The organism is Alkalicoccobacillus murimartini, assembly GCF_030813245.1.
GTDB classification, from domain to species: Bacteria; Bacillota; Bacilli; order Bacillales; family Bacillaceae_D; genus Alkalicoccobacillus; species Alkalicoccobacillus murimartini.
In genome coordinates, this window is the sequence record NZ_JAUSUA010000002.1 from 752,434 (window position 1) to 766,233 (window position 13,800).

The following is a 13,800-nucleotide window of genomic DNA, read 5'->3' on the forward strand; positions in this document are numbered from 1 at the left end:
AATAATAGATAATATTGTCATGTGTTAGTCGGTTGAACCAATATCAGTTACTTGAATCATAGGTCTCATAAAAGTAATTCATAAACCGTTCCTCTGGATCATACTCTCTTTTTCTCTCAAAGAAGGTGTTGATCGCTGGGTAGGCTTGCTCTAATTGTCCCTTCTCAGGAAACGTTTGATAGGTTAAATAATATGTACCGTCTACTTCAATCGCAGCCTCAACCATTTGGATTGTCGCCTGCTCCATATGAGCCTTTCCCTCATCCGAGAGGGGATGATTAAATAGGAGAACAATTGCTAGCGTGTCTTCTCGGGCATAGTTCAAATAAGCTTCATGCTGCTCTGGTGTAAATCGTACAGTTGCGTTTAATAGATTTAACTCCTCGTCTTCAACAATATCTTTTAACTTCTCAACAAAGGCGGGAAACTCATTAACCGGTATAAAATACTCCTGTAAGATATCTGTATCCTTAGTAGATTCATAGTCCAAAAACTTCACAGGTGGACGCATGGCATTATTTCGTGTGATGATCTGCACGTCGTCTGCATTTGAATATAATTTTTGCTGTAAATACCAAACTGCATTTTTACCCCAGTCATATGATCGGGCAAGATTTAAGAAGAATTGATCACGTTTGATATTTTTCTCCTCAACTAATGGCCATAATTCATCGACGTTAGCCCCTTGTGGATAGACTGGATCCTCTTCATCTATTGTATAAAAGGTCGTTGTATACATCTCTTCAGAAAGACTACCTGGAGTCGCAGAGAGACGAGCAAAGTGCAGTCCGACGTCCTCCTGATTCTTGATGTGGCTGTTTATATAGGATGGATAGTCCTCGTAGGTTATCGATTCTGTTTTAGACATATATACATCATTATCCGTCAATTCAAGAGTTACATCTAATATCACTCCAAACAAACCAAATCCACCAATAACTAGCTCAAAAAGCTCTGCATTTTCTTCTCTACTAACATGTTGAACAACTCCATCTCCATTTAAAAGCCTAAAAGATTCTACAGTATCAATAATTGGACCAAACTTAGGATCACGGCCGTGAACATTCGAGCTTAATGAACCCCCAATGGTGAAAATATTTGAGGACTGCATCACTTTAATAGATAATGCATAAGGGTTAATATACTCTTGAATCGCTTCCCATGTTATCCCACTTTGAACGGTAATGGTTTTGCTTTCTTCGTCTAAAGATAGAACCTGATCATAGCCCTTCATATTCAACCAGACAGAGTCTTCATAGAAGGCATGTCCACCCTGGCTATGTCTAGCCCCTGCAATGGAGACCTTTAAGTCTTGTTTTTTAGCCATTAAAACAGCATCAATGAGTGCTTGTTCTTCTTTTCCTTCTACTATCTCTTGAACGTGAACTGACTGTAATCGACTTACATCATTAATGAAATGGGGATTTTCCGTTGCTTGATCTGATGACGATGAAATGATGAGTATAGTAAGAGCTAGTAACAAGCTCAGAGACGCAATATGTTTCTTTTTCATTTATAAAAGCCTGCCCTTCTATAGCTCACTTTCGTACTTATGTAAATAATACCATATCAACCATTATTAAATGGTTACTAGTTTGAGTAGACGGTTCGCTTATAATTTGGTATATTTTAAATGATAATGATTTTCATTATTATTTAATTTAGGAGGAAAAAGAAAGATGAAAACGACTAAATGGTTTTTAGGACTTCTCACATTATGTATGGCTCTATTTGTTAGCGCATGCAATACAAATTCAGATACGGATGCTAACTCAGATGGGAACAATGAAACAGCTGAAGCTGAAGCGGAGACAAAGATCTTTGCATCTGAGAGCGGTGATGTGGAGATTCCAGCACAACCCGAACGGATTGTAACAGACATCTATGCAGGAGAATTCTTTTCAGTAGGTGCAAACGTTGTTGGGGCAGGATCTTGGACCTTTGGAAACCCAATACTTGAAGAGCAGTTAGAGGATGTTATCGACATTGGTGATCCAGTCAATCTAGAGAGTGTCTTGGAATCTAAGCCTGATTTGATTGTGGTCATGAGTGATGATCAATATGAAGAGCTTTCACAGATTGCGCCAACGATTGTTATTCCTTATAACACAACAACAAATATTCAGGATACAGTAGAGATGTTTGGAGAAATAGCTGGTGCCGAAGATGAAGCTGATTCTTTTATAGCTGACTTTGAAGAGAAAGCGGCTCAAGCTCGTGAGGAAATTAATGGAGTGATTGATGAGGGTGCTACAGTTGGCATCTATGAGATTACAGACCAAGGATCCTTCTGGGTGTTTGGAGAAAATGGCGGTCGTGGTGGACAAGCACTATATAATGCCTTAGAACTAGAGGCACCCGAGTCTATAAAAGCTGACATTATCGAAACCGATGAGGTTAAAGAGCTTTCAATGGAGGTTGTTCCTGAGTATGCCGCTGATTATATGTTTATCACAGACTATAATCCAGATGGGACAAGTGACAGCCTCAACCAATTTACAGAATCATCTATTTGGCAAGATTTAGAGGCTGTTAAGAACAATCGTGTCTTCGTAAATGATTTTGATACCTTTTACCCGTATAATCCGATTTCCGTTTCCCATCAAATTGATTTATTTGTTGAAATGATTCTAGAACGTGCAGAAGAAAACGGAAAATAATTCAAAACAAGCGGTTGAGAGATGCATGTCCACTCAGCCGCTTTTTACCGTTTTCTGTACAACGACCAGCGAATATTGTATGGTTAAGTCACTAAAATCATATGATCAATCAATGCTAGGATGTGTGAGACATGCGTATTAATAAATTTATTAGTGAAACCGGCAAGTCATCAAGACGTGGAGCCGATAAGCTCATTAACAGTGGACGAGTCACAATTAATGGTAAGGTAGCTAAGCTTGGTGACCAAGTGAACCCTGGAGACCATGTTGTTGTAAACGGTGAAACCATCAATATCGTCAAAAACAATGTGTATCTTGCGTTAAACAAACCAATTGGAATTACCAGTACATCTGAGAAGAAGGTTAAAGGCAATATTATTGATCTTGTAAATCATCCACTTAAGGTTAATCATGTAGGTCGTTTGGATAAAGAATCAGAAGGGTTGATTCTCTTAACGAATGACGGCGACATCGTCAATGAAATCCTTCGTGCAGAAAACCGTCATGAGAAAGAATACATTGTATCTGTTGATAAACCAATCACGCCTGATTTTGTGAAACAAATGTCAGAAGGAGTGCATATCCTTGATACGAAAACTCTTCCTTGTGAGGTTACTCAACTATCGAAGTTTGAATTTCAAATCATTCTCACCCAAGGTCTAAACAGACAAATTAGACGGATGTGTGAAACACTTGGGTATGAAGTCTTAAGACTACAACGCACAAGAATTATGAACATCCAGCTAAACAACCTACCTATCGGCCAATGGCGTGACCTTACAAAAAAAGAGAAAACCAAACTTTTTAAGGATCTAAACTACGAACCAAAAGAATGGGGCGAGTAAAGATAGGTTTGAACAGAGGGATTCTAAATTAGATGGTTCCTTTATTCTATTTCTTTGAAAGCAGCAGTGCATTACAAGATATAACAGAAACCAGTAAATGACTGATTCAAACAAAAGCAGTGAGCCCATGAAGGCTCACTGCTTTTCTACTTTAAAATCCTTCCACCACAATTTTCCCGATCATCTTCCCACTTTCAACCTTTGCATGAGCTTCTTTGATTGTTTTGGCTTCAATGGGTGACAACGTCTCCGTTAGCGTAGTTTGAATATGACCTTCTTCAATCAACTGACTAACTTGATCTAATAGTTTTTGTTGCTGGATCATGTCCGGAGTTTCATACATTGCCCGAGTAAACATGAACTCCCACACAAAGGTGGCACTTTTACTTTTTAATACATTCAAGTCCAAGGGCTCTTTGTTTTCGACGATTGAACAGATCTTCCCCTGCGGTTTAATGATCTCTGCCATCGCATCCCAATGTTGGTCGGTGTTATTTAAGCATAAAATGTAGTCCACTTCTCCATGTAGCTGATTTACTAAAGATTCATGGTGATTTGCCACAGAGTCAGCACCCATTTTTTGAACCCAAGTTGAGGTTTCCTCACGCGATGCAGTAGCAGTAACCGTTAATCCGGCCCACTTAGCCAATTGAATCGCTATAGAGCCTACTCCACCAGCGCCTCCAATGATCAACAGCTGCTTCTGCTCATTCTCTGATTTCGCCTCTGCATTAATACCAAGACGTTCAAACAAAGCCTCCCAGGCTGTAATCGCGGTTAAAGGTAAGGCAGCTGCTTTGGCGAAACCAAGTGAGCTTGGCTTTCTGCCGACAATTCGCTCATCAACTAGTTGATATTCACTGTAAGAGCCAGATCGAGTAATGCTGCCAGCATAATAAACCTCATCACCGATTTTGTAATCTGTACAATCTTCCCCTACTTCTTCAACTATTCCGCTTGCATCCCATCCAAGAATACGCGGCTCTTCTTCAACCTTATCCTTTGGCGCTCGTTGCTTTGTATCCACTGGATTCACAGAAATAGCATGCACTTTAACTAGAAGATCCTTGCCTTTAGGTGTTGGTCTAGACACCTCAACATCTAAAAAACTTTCTTCATGTTCAATAGGTAAGTATCTTTTTAACCCAACTGCTTTCATTTTTATCTACTCCTTTTTATTGAAAGATTAATAAACAATCCAAATTAAGTACCTGTTTATCTTGTTCCCTTATGAACAGTGATCTTAAACTTTGAGAGCCTTATCGCCTCTATACCATTGTTTTTCTTTCATTATCTCATAACTAAGTAGGACGGGCATATGCTTGTACAAAGACTTATGAGAAAGGATCATTGCTTATGGCTCTTGCTAAAACATCCTCTGTCGCTTCTATGTATGCATTACTCTCTATAAGCTTTTGGGGCATTTCCTTTGTATCTACGAAGGCTGTTCTTACTACACTTGACCCTCTTACATTGCTTGTCCTACGGTTTGGGATTGGCGCGCTTTTTCTATTTCTATTAATCATCGCCCAGCGAACAAGTTTGCGAATTCGGCTCACGTATCTTCCGCATCTTTTGATTCTTGGAATATTAGGTGTGTTTGTACATCAACTCATTCAAGCCTCAGCCCTCTTAACCATTGATGCTTCGGCCGCCGGTTGGATGATTTCTTTTTCTCCAATTTTCACAGTGGCTCTCTCCATTCTATTTTTGCATGAACGAGTAACGATATGGAAGGTAGGTGGAATGCTTCTTGCAGCGACTGGAGTATTACTCATTACTACAGCTGGCCCTGATCGTACCCTTTCACTTGGCTTTCATATCGGGTATATTCTCATGCTACTCAGCACCTTAAACTGGGCGGTGTATTCAATCTTGCTGAAGAAGCTACAGATTCCTATGCCTTCTTTAGTGATTACCTTCTATATGTGTACAATTGGGTTTCTTTTAACGCTTCCTTTTATGATTCGAGATAAAGGGTGGGAAGCACTGCCTCTTCTCTCTCAGTCCGAGTGGATTCACCTGCTTTTTCTTGGTGTGTTTGTGTCTGGTGTTTCCTATTGGTTTTGGGCGAAATCGCTGGAGGTCATGGAGGCTTCTAAAGTTTCGGCCTTCCTTTATTTAGAGCCTCTTACTACATTGATTGCTGCAGTCCTTCTCTTAAACGAACAGATTTTATTCATAAGTGTACTTGGGGGCGTCATAATTATTGTAGGAGTGATACTAGTCAATCGACCCATCTAAAAAAAACGATAGGAGGTTATCATGGATTACCTTCAGCGAGCAGAACTGATTTTACAGGAATTAGAATCACCAACTCCAGCTACTTTACGTCATGCATTGGTTACATTAGACACAACATTGGACGACCTCACTCCTTTTCTACGTTCAGATCAGGGCAAACCCTATTATCGAAAGCTCCTTTTTCAAAATAATGAAGTTGAACTACTTATGATGAATTGGTCACAAATCGCCTGTGCACCACATGATCATGGGCAATCCTATGGTTGGATTCAGGTTATAAGCGGCACCACCATTAATACCGTCTATACGTGTAAAGATGGATACCTGCCCGATGCGTTTTTCTCAAAAAAAATGAAGAATAGCGCCGTGTTTTTTGCCCCAAAAACAGGTATTCATCATATGAAAGCCGATGGTGATGTGAACTTAGTTACCTTACACCTTTACTCACCGCCCATAAGAAATATGAAGGTATATGACCTTGATGTGTGCGCTGCCTGTATTGTTTCAGAGAAGTGTGGGGCATGGTGGCCAGAGGAACAGCGTGAAAAAATTATGGATATTCAACTAAAAAAACATGGGGTGCAACCAAGCAAAGAGCCAAAATAACAACGGTAACGTTCCGGATGCAGCTAGCGTCGTTACTAATACAGAGATCGTCGCAAGATTTGTGTCTCCCCCATATTTTTCTGCAAATAAACTAATGGTAGGTGCACATGGTGAAGCAGATAGTAAGACCGCTATGGCCAACCACTCGAATGGAATCTGTAAAAAAAGTATGGGGAGAAACAAGCACACTGGCAGAACGAGTAAGCGGGAAAGAGTAACAATCCACACGATCTTAGAGGTGAGATAGTGTCGCACTTCTCGTAAAGGGATAGATGCCGCAAAACAACCAATAACCAGCATCGATAGCGGCACTGTCATCTCCCCAATACGACTTACCGATTGAATGAGTGGAGAAGGCAGCGAGAATGGTAGGAAAAAAAGACAAAGCCCTACTAGCGTCGCCATAAGCCCAGGGTTCTTCCACAAGGATGTAAGACGAATTGTTGAATCCCCCCTACACATCACCCATATTCCATACGTCCAGATTAAAATAAAATACACAAGATTAAACACAACCGCTAAAAACAAGCTTCCAGAACCGAGTAACTGAGATACAACAGCTATTCCGATAAAACCTTGATTTCCAAACAGGAGTAAGTTTTGAAAAACACCCGTTGTATCCTGGCCTAGGTTCAAGCGTTTTGCAGACCACTTTGCCATGTACGCTGTACTGCCAAGAAAATAAACAGACAATAGGATAAGTACTGCAATACCTTCCCCTAAGCTCTTATCAAAAGGAATATGCAAAGAAGAGACAATTAAACAAGGTAGTGTTACATACAGCAGCAAATTCGTTAAAACAGATTTACTTATAGGAGCTAACCACCCTATACGATAAGCTAAAAATCCTACAGCAAACATAAAATATAATTCCAGCAAGCTACTCCCCCCAGCCATAAAATCGTTGGGGTATCTTATTCATGAGGGAGTAGATAGGCGACAATGTTGCCCATAACTAAATGTAAGATTTATAAAGACGATTAGTATAAAGTATGCTAAATTGCACCGCTACAGGAGAATCCTTCGCACCCGCAGGGCACGGCCTCAGCCTCCTCCGTGGAAAACCACCACTCCAGAGTCTTCAGACACGTGCTGGTCCCCCAGGAGTCTTCGAATTCTCCTTCCGCTAATTCTCATATTAAACAAACGACTAGCATTCCTAAAATAGGAATGCTAGTCGTTTTAGTCTGTCAATCTACTATTTCTGTCCCAGCTTTTTAAGCACCTGCGTAATCAAAATCAAATTGGGCATGATGCAGGCGGCTGTAGGCCCCTTTTTTCTGCAATAATTCCTTATGAGTACCTTCTTCTTCTATTCCATTTTCCGTCACTACAAAGATTCGGTCCGCTTCTTTGATCGTAGCCAAACGGTGAGCGATAATAATGGTGGTACGTCCTACCGCTAATTCTGCAAGTGCACTTTGAATAGCTGCTTCTGTCTCCGTATCAAGCGCAGATGTTGCTTCATCGAGGATTAATATGGCTGGGTTTTTCAAGAACATACGCGCAATAGATAGACGCTGTTTTTGACCACCTGACAGCTTCACACCACGTTCTCCGATTAACGTATCTAAGCCTTCCGGAAGGGCCTTGATAATAGAAGTCATCTGAGCACGATCTGCCGCTTCCCAAATCTCTTCATCTGAGGCATTAAGCTTTCCGTACGCAATGTTTTCTCTGATAGACGCATCAAACAAGAAAACATCCTGTTGAACAACGCCAATTTGTTCTCGAAGTGAAGCCATGGAGAGATCATGGATATTAATAGAATCAATTGAAATTTCTCCACTTTCAATTTCATAAAACCTTGGTAACAGGCTACAAATGGTGGTTTTACCCGCTCCAGATGGTCCAACCATTGCGACCGTCTCACCAGCCTTGATGGAGAAGTTCAATCCATTTAATACTTTATTTTTATTTTCATAGCCAAAGACTACATCTTTGTATGAAATATCCCCTTTAACTTTATCAACATGGATGGCGTCAGGACGATCTTCCTGTTCTGGTTTCATGTTAAGTAGGTCAAGATAACGTCTGAACCCTGCAATTCCCTTCGGATACATTTCCATTACTGCATTCAGCTTGTTAATCGGCCCAACCATTACATTGGCTAATAAAACAAAGGCTACAAACTCACCATATGTAAGCTGATTATCGATGACAAACCATGTTCCACAAAGCAAAACAAAGATCAAAAGGAACTTCATTAAAATTTGGCTGAAGGCTGTATGCTTAGCCATTATTTTATAAGACGCCAACTTTGAAAAACGGAAATGATTGTTGTTCTCTGAGAATTTACTCATCTCATGCTTTTCATTTACAAATGCTTTGACCACACGAATTCCCGTTACATTATTTTCAACCCGTGCGTTGAAGTCAGCAATACTACCAAATAACATAGTCATCGCTACCGACATCTTTTTACCAAAATAATAAGTAAACAAGATAAGGAAAGGTACTAAGACAAAGGTTAAAATAGCTAACTTCCAATTAATTGAGAGCATAATACCAAAAGCACCAAGAAGAGTCATGATGGATATGGCAAGCTCCTCTGGACCATGGTGAGCAACCTCACCAATATCCATCAGATCATTTGTCAGTCGAGAAATCAAATGACCTGTTTTTGTATTATCAAAGTATTGTACAGACTGATTTTGGATATGCTCAAACAGATCTCGTCTCATATCCGTTTCAATATTAATTCCTAACTTATGACCCCAATACGTCACAACATAATGAAATCCGCCATTGAAAATATACATGGCAAATAGACCAACACCACCCCAGAAAATCCACTGCCAATTTCCTGATGGTAATAAATTATCAATTACATGGTTCACAGCAAGCGGAAATGCAAGCTCTAGGGCACCCGCTAATATTCCACAAAACAATGTAAACGCAAATAAACGTTTATATGGTTTGTAATAAGTCATAAAAGCTCGTAACATGATTTTGCTCCTTCTTCTCTATCTGATATTCATTCTCATTTATTCATTTTACGCTACATACCTATACTTAGCAATGAATTGTTTAGAATTTTCCATAAAGAAAAAGGCCGCTTTCCTTTATTCGGAGAGCAGCCTTTTTCCTAATATGATTGAATCACATCCGTAAGTGTTTTAACTAAAAAACGAAGATCGTCCTCTGTTGAGGTCAGGGGCGGAGCAATGATGAGCACATTCCCACCATTCGGGATCGTATCACTATTTTTACCTATGATTAGTCCCTTTGCCTGACAGGCAGCGACAATTGATTTCATGACGCTATCTGCTACAGGATGTTTGCTTTCTTTGTCTGTCACCAATTCAATACCATATAAGAAACCAATTCCTCTCACTTCACCAACCATCGGATGCTCGCTTATTTGATTAAGCTTTCCTAAAATCGTTTCACCTAACTCTTCTACCCGCTCAACGATCTGACCTCGCTCAATGATTTCAATTGCTTTTAACGCAACAGCACAGGAAGCGGGATGGCCTCCATACGTGGAGATATGGCGAAAGTGATGGTCCTCAGAATTATTCTTAAATGACTCGTAGATACTTTCCTTTACGCATGTTGCTCCAAGTGGCAAATATCCACTAGTCAGTCCTTTAGCTAATGTTATAATATCCGGCTTAAAATTCTCTGCGTGCATATGACCAAACATTCGACCTGTGCGCCCAAAACCAGATACCACTTCATCTAAAATCAGTAACACATTGTATTGATCACAAATCTCTCTGACTCTTTCATAATAAAAAGATGTCTGAGGATAAAGCACCCCGCCACCTGATATGATTGGCTCCATAATAAAAGCAGCAACCGATTCTGGCCCTTCCCATAAAATAGTCTGTTCTAAGTAGTTAGCGGCTAATTCATCATCTCTGTCTGGATTTCCAAAGCTTGAGCGGTAGGCGTAAGGAGGAGGAACATGCAAAAAACCAGGTGCCGCTGGATCATATTTCATCTTGCGGTTCGCCTGTGCAGTTGCACTAAGTGCACCAAGGGAGTTCCCGTGATAGCCTCGATAACGGGAGATCATTTTGTACTTTTCCGGATGACCTGTTTGTTTGTGATGCTGCCGCGCAATTTTAAATGCAGTTTCATTCGCATCTGACCCACCATTTGCAAAAAACGTACGATAGCCGCCAAGAAGCTGATCCAACTTCTCAGCCAGTTGAATGGCTGGTTTGTGACCAAAGGATAAGGGGAAGTAGGCCAAATCCTCCATTTGTTTTGTTGCTGCTTCAATAATTTCTGTTTGTCCGTGCCCGAGGTTAAGACACCACAATCCTGAAACCCCATCCATATAGCGATGTCCTTTTGTATCTGTAAACCAAGAACCTTCTCCTTTATCTGCAATAAAAGGCACAGCATCTGGGTGATAACGATGAACCGCATGCCACAAGTAATCCTGATCTAATTGTTCAACAGTTTTATTTGTAGGTGTCTTCATTAGTTGTTATTCTCCCCTCCTCATTCAGACTCAGAAAGTTCAAGCACGGTTTCCAACAGAACATTCACACCTCTTTCGCATTCTTCCCAAGATGTATATTCATCCTCATCATGACTTTTCCCTCCAGCACTCGGAACAAAAATCATCGCAGTTGGTACCATCGATGCAATAAATTGCGCATCATGTCCCGCTCCACTAACCATTCGTTTAGACGTATAATTTAATGTCTTTGCTGACTTTTGTATGGATTGTACAATAGTTGATTCGAACCAAACGGTATCCCTTGACCAGAGCTTCTCCGCTGACTGTGTGCATTCGCCTTGTTGCTGATCCATTAGCTTCTTGATGATATTCTCCACCTCAGCTAAAACCGTTTCATCCTGATGCCTTGCTTCAAGGGAAAAAACAACTCGATTCGGAATAACCGTATGAATATTTGGATACACATTAAAACGCCCCATCGTATAAACCAACGTCTCATCCAGCTCAGATAATCGAGTGTGAAATTCGCTCATACAATGATTAGCCGCTGTTAAGGCATCTTTTCTCATATGCTGAGGAGTCGTGCCTGCATGATTGGATTCACCTTGAATTTCAATCTCATAGCAAACCATACCTACTACGCATTCGACTGCTCCAATTTGGAGCGATTCAGCCTCTAAGATCGGTCCTTGTTCAATGTGAAGCTCTAGGAATGCTTTTCCTTCACTCATACGATGCTCAATGGAACCTTCATATCCGGTTCTCTTTAAGGCGTCACCAAATGAAATACCTTCTGTATCCACCTTCTTACACATCGACTCCTTTTCAAACTTTCCAGATAATACACCAGATGCCATCATAGATGGTTCAAACCTTGCTCCCTCTTCATTTGTGAAATTTACGATTACAATTGAGCATGCTGGTTGAAGGTTATGTGAAACGATGCTCCTTATCACTTCAAGCCCTGCAGCAACACCTAACACTCCATCGAAGCGTCCCCCTCGTTTAACTGAATCAAGGTGCGACCCTATATATATTGCTGGTTTATTCCGATCCACTCCTTCAAGTGTACTGTACATATTCCCAAGATCATCGACCGTAACGTACAAGCCTAATTCTTCACATTGGTTTCGGAAATAGTCTCTGGCCCATACATCTTCTTCAGATAACGCAAGCCTTGTTACACCTTGGCGATCCGTTGCTCCAAATTCAGCAAAGTCTTCTAATGTCTTTTGCAATTGTTGACCATTTATAGCGATTTTTTGTTGTTTCATGTCGCTCTCCTCTCACTCGCCATTTGTAAGGTAAGCATAGTTGTCGCATATTTCCGGGCATTAGCATTGCCTAAATGTACGATCATTGTCTCGTCTGTCTCTGTTTTTTTTAACAACACATCCGTTCCATTCAGATGATCTCGAATGTCATAGATTAAAAAACCCTTGTTTAGACACTGATCCAGCTCTAGCTTTTCACTCAAATACTGCGGATGTTCTGCCATTCATGACTCCTCCTCATGACGTTTGAGTTTTTGCTTCCTCTGCCACCACTTCTTCTTCAGTCTCAGAGATCGTCCAGTCACGTCCAACCGTTAAACCCAAAAACAACTCATCCCTTGGATTCTCGAGCTCTGCTTGTTTATACAGTTTAAACCACCAATATTTAGCACTCACATAATAGAGTAAACCCCCAGCCACTAAGCCTACGAGATAGGAGTAACTAGGAAGCAACAACGACACGCCTCCACCAATGACCCAGGAAAGCAAACCAGCTACATTCAAGCCTTTCCAATAGTGGTACTGACCCTTTTCCTCATAAAGCTCAGTGACATTCACTCGCCTTTTACGAATAAAATAATAATCAGCAACCAAAATACCTACAATTGAGGCAAGTATACCTCCAACAACCAATAGTGCAGGTACAATAATGCCGAATAGATTCCACGGTTGGACAAGAACACCGATTAGACCCGCAACGATAACACCCACCCAGTGCGGCACACGAGGTCCACCGACATTAGAAAAAATAGTTGCCGCGGGAATAAGGTTCGATGACGTATTTGTGGACCATTGCGCCAACGCAATCATCAACATTAAGACCCCAAGTAAAAGTACGTTGCTTGTTGTCTCTAGCAAAGCATCTACTGGATTAGATATTGTTACTGCTATATACGATACCGCACCAACCACTACCATAAAGGTATGGACCAATGGCATGGCGATTAAGCTACCTATTAATTGTCCTTTATTACGTTTAAACCAGTTCCTCTCATATTTTGGCGCCTTGATAAATCGAGAAAGAGACGGCATATCAGCGGCTAGCGTGCCCCAGAAGCCCATTGTAGCCATCGCGATAACTGCAAAAGAACCCATTACCGCCGTACCCGTTACTGGATTCTCAACCCATCCCCAAATGTCTCGACCCGCTGCTTGGGCTTGATCGGATAAAGTCAGGTACATCCAACCAGAGATGATGACAATAATAGGCGCTGCTAAATTTGCAAATCGTTCAACCGCCTTTATCCCAAATGCCGTATTAAACAGTTGAAGGGCAGCAAAAAGAAGGAAACAGAGAAACCATTGGTCAATGCCATATACCATAAGTAAAATGGCATTGATACCTGTCGCTCCAAAAAACGTATTCACACCAAACCAGCATGAGGCAACAAAACCTCTCATAATTGAGGGGATGTGGGTACCAAGTGTTCCAAACGGGGCTCTTAGATAAACCGGAAAAGACAAACCGTGCTCAATTCCTATATCTCCAGTCAATGTCATACAGATGCCTATTCCAATAGATCCCACTAGCGTCGCTAAGATGACAAGGTGCAATGGCAACTGTTGAATACCGTCCCCACCAATAGCAAAAGCAGCCAAAACCACTGCCATACTTACCCACAGAATGGCAAATCCAGCTGTGCTCATGTTTCGATCCTGTCCGGCAATCGGAAACAAATCAGGAGACTTCAGATAACTACGTTTGGACATGTAGCACGCTCACCCTCTCAAGTTTGATCTTTCATTAATAC

The 13,800-nt window shown here is 41.0% G+C and carries 12 protein-coding genes; 4 read left to right on the forward strand and 8 right to left on the reverse strand.

All coding sequences use genetic code 11. The features are described from left to right. Positions 1–43: 43 nt before the first annotated feature. The gene (locus J2S05_RS10155; protein WP_306982419.1) at positions 44–1,513 is read right to left on the reverse strand and encodes an FAD-binding oxidoreductase; all 1,470 of its coding nucleotides are present in this window, start codon (positions 1,511–1,513) and stop codon (positions 44–46) included. A 166-nt stretch (positions 1,514–1,679) separates the two neighbouring features. Here J2S05_RS10155 and J2S05_RS10160 point away from each other — a divergent pair, with 166 nt between their 5' ends. Then, a complete protein-coding gene (locus J2S05_RS10160) occupies positions 1,680–2,660 on the forward strand; it encodes an iron-hydroxamate ABC transporter substrate-binding protein (protein WP_306982420.1) in 981 nt (326 codons plus the stop codon). Between the two features lie 131 nt (positions 2,661–2,791). Further along, positions 2,792–3,505, forward strand: coding sequence for a pseudouridine synthase (locus J2S05_RS10165; protein WP_306982422.1), 714 nt, complete (start codon positions 2,792–2,794; stop codon positions 3,503–3,505). A gap of 151 nt (positions 3,506–3,656) precedes the next feature. Here J2S05_RS10165 and J2S05_RS10170 read toward each other — a convergent pair whose 3' ends face one another. Beyond that, positions 3,657–4,664, reverse strand: coding sequence for a zinc-binding alcohol dehydrogenase family protein (locus tag J2S05_RS10170; RefSeq protein ID WP_306982425.1), 1,008 nt, complete (start codon positions 4,662–4,664; stop codon positions 3,657–3,659). Positions 4,665–4,861: 197 nt separating this feature from the next. Here J2S05_RS10170 and J2S05_RS10175 point away from each other — a divergent pair, with 197 nt between their 5' ends. After that, positions 4,862–5,749 carry a DMT family transporter gene (locus J2S05_RS10175; RefSeq protein WP_306982427.1) on the forward strand — a complete coding sequence of 296 codons (888 nt, stop codon included), beginning with the start codon at positions 4,862–4,864 and terminating at the stop codon, positions 5,747–5,749. Between the two features lie 21 nt (positions 5,750–5,770). After that, positions 5,771–6,355 (forward strand): cysteine dioxygenase, encoded by a 585-nt coding sequence (locus tag J2S05_RS10180; protein WP_306982429.1) that lies wholly within the window; start codon positions 5,771–5,773, stop codon positions 6,353–6,355. On the opposite strand, the gene J2S05_RS10185 is transcribed toward J2S05_RS10180, so the two are convergent. The 6 genes from J2S05_RS10185 to J2S05_RS10210 form a co-directional block, all read right to left on the reverse strand. Further along, positions 6,314–7,234: an AEC family transporter gene (locus tag J2S05_RS10185; protein WP_306982431.1), complete on the reverse strand. Its 921-nt coding sequence runs from the start codon at positions 7,232–7,234 to the stop codon at positions 6,314–6,316. The two genes, J2S05_RS10180 and J2S05_RS10185, sit on opposite strands and share 42 nt — an antisense overlap. A gap of 338 nt (positions 7,235–7,572) precedes the next feature. After that, entirely contained in the window at positions 7,573–9,303 is a 1,731-nt protein-coding gene (locus tag J2S05_RS10190) for an ABC transporter ATP-binding protein (RefSeq protein ID WP_306982432.1), read from the reverse strand. A gap of 140 nt (positions 9,304–9,443) precedes the next feature. Next, positions 9,444–10,793: an aminotransferase gene (locus J2S05_RS10195; RefSeq protein ID WP_306982435.1), complete on the reverse strand. Its 1,350-nt coding sequence runs from the start codon at positions 10,791–10,793 to the stop codon at positions 9,444–9,446. A 20-nt stretch (positions 10,794–10,813) separates the two neighbouring features. Beyond that, entirely contained in the window at positions 10,814–12,049 is a 1,236-nt protein-coding gene (locus J2S05_RS10200) for a Zn-dependent hydrolase (RefSeq protein WP_306982436.1), read from the reverse strand. Continuing rightward, on the reverse strand, positions 12,046–12,273 hold the full coding sequence (locus tag J2S05_RS10205; RefSeq protein ID WP_306982438.1) for a hypothetical protein: 228 nt from the start codon (positions 12,271–12,273) through the stop codon (positions 12,046–12,048). The genes J2S05_RS10200 and J2S05_RS10205 overlap by 4 nt, the downstream gene beginning before the upstream one ends. A 13-nt stretch (positions 12,274–12,286) precedes the next feature. Next, positions 12,287–13,759 carry an NCS1 family transporter gene (locus J2S05_RS10210; RefSeq protein WP_306982440.1) on the reverse strand — a complete coding sequence of 491 codons (1,473 nt, stop codon included), beginning with the start codon at positions 13,757–13,759 and terminating at the stop codon, positions 12,287–12,289. Positions 13,760–13,800 lie beyond the last annotated feature (41 nt).

Bases quoted from the DNA above. Each gene is read 5' to 3' on its own strand.
- J2S05_RS10155 (WP_306982419.1), bottom strand. From the start codon at position 1,513: ATGAAAAAGAAACATATTGCGTCTCTGAGCTTGTTACTAGCTCTTACT.
- J2S05_RS10160 (WP_306982420.1), top strand. From the start codon at position 1,680: ATGAAAACGACTAAATGGTTTTTAGGACTTCTCACATTATGTATGGCT.
- J2S05_RS10165 (WP_306982422.1), top strand. From the start codon at position 2,792: ATGCGTATTAATAAATTTATTAGTGAAACCGGCAAGTCATCAAGACGT.
- J2S05_RS10170 (WP_306982425.1), bottom strand. From the start codon at position 4,664: ATGAAAGCAGTTGGGTTAAAAAGATACTTACCTATTGAACATGAAGAA.
- J2S05_RS10175 (WP_306982427.1), top strand. From the start codon at position 4,862: ATGGCTCTTGCTAAAACATCCTCTGTCGCTTCTATGTATGCATTACTC.
- J2S05_RS10180 (WP_306982429.1), top strand. From the start codon at position 5,771: ATGGATTACCTTCAGCGAGCAGAACTGATTTTACAGGAATTAGAATCA.
- J2S05_RS10190 (WP_306982432.1), bottom strand. From the start codon at position 9,303: ATGTTACGAGCTTTTATGACTTATTACAAACCATATAAACGTTTATTT.
- J2S05_RS10195 (WP_306982435.1), bottom strand. From the start codon at position 10,793: ATGAAGACACCTACAAATAAAACTGTTGAACAATTAGATCAGGATTAC.
- J2S05_RS10200 (WP_306982436.1), bottom strand. From the start codon at position 12,049: ATGAAACAACAAAAAATCGCTATAAATGGTCAACAATTGCAAAAGACA.
- J2S05_RS10205 (WP_306982438.1), bottom strand. From the start codon at position 12,273: ATGGCAGAACATCCGCAGTATTTGAGTGAAAAGCTAGAGCTGGATCAG.
- J2S05_RS10210 (WP_306982440.1), bottom strand. From the start codon at position 13,759: ATGTCCAAACGTAGTTATCTGAAGTCTCCTGATTTGTTTCCGATTGCC.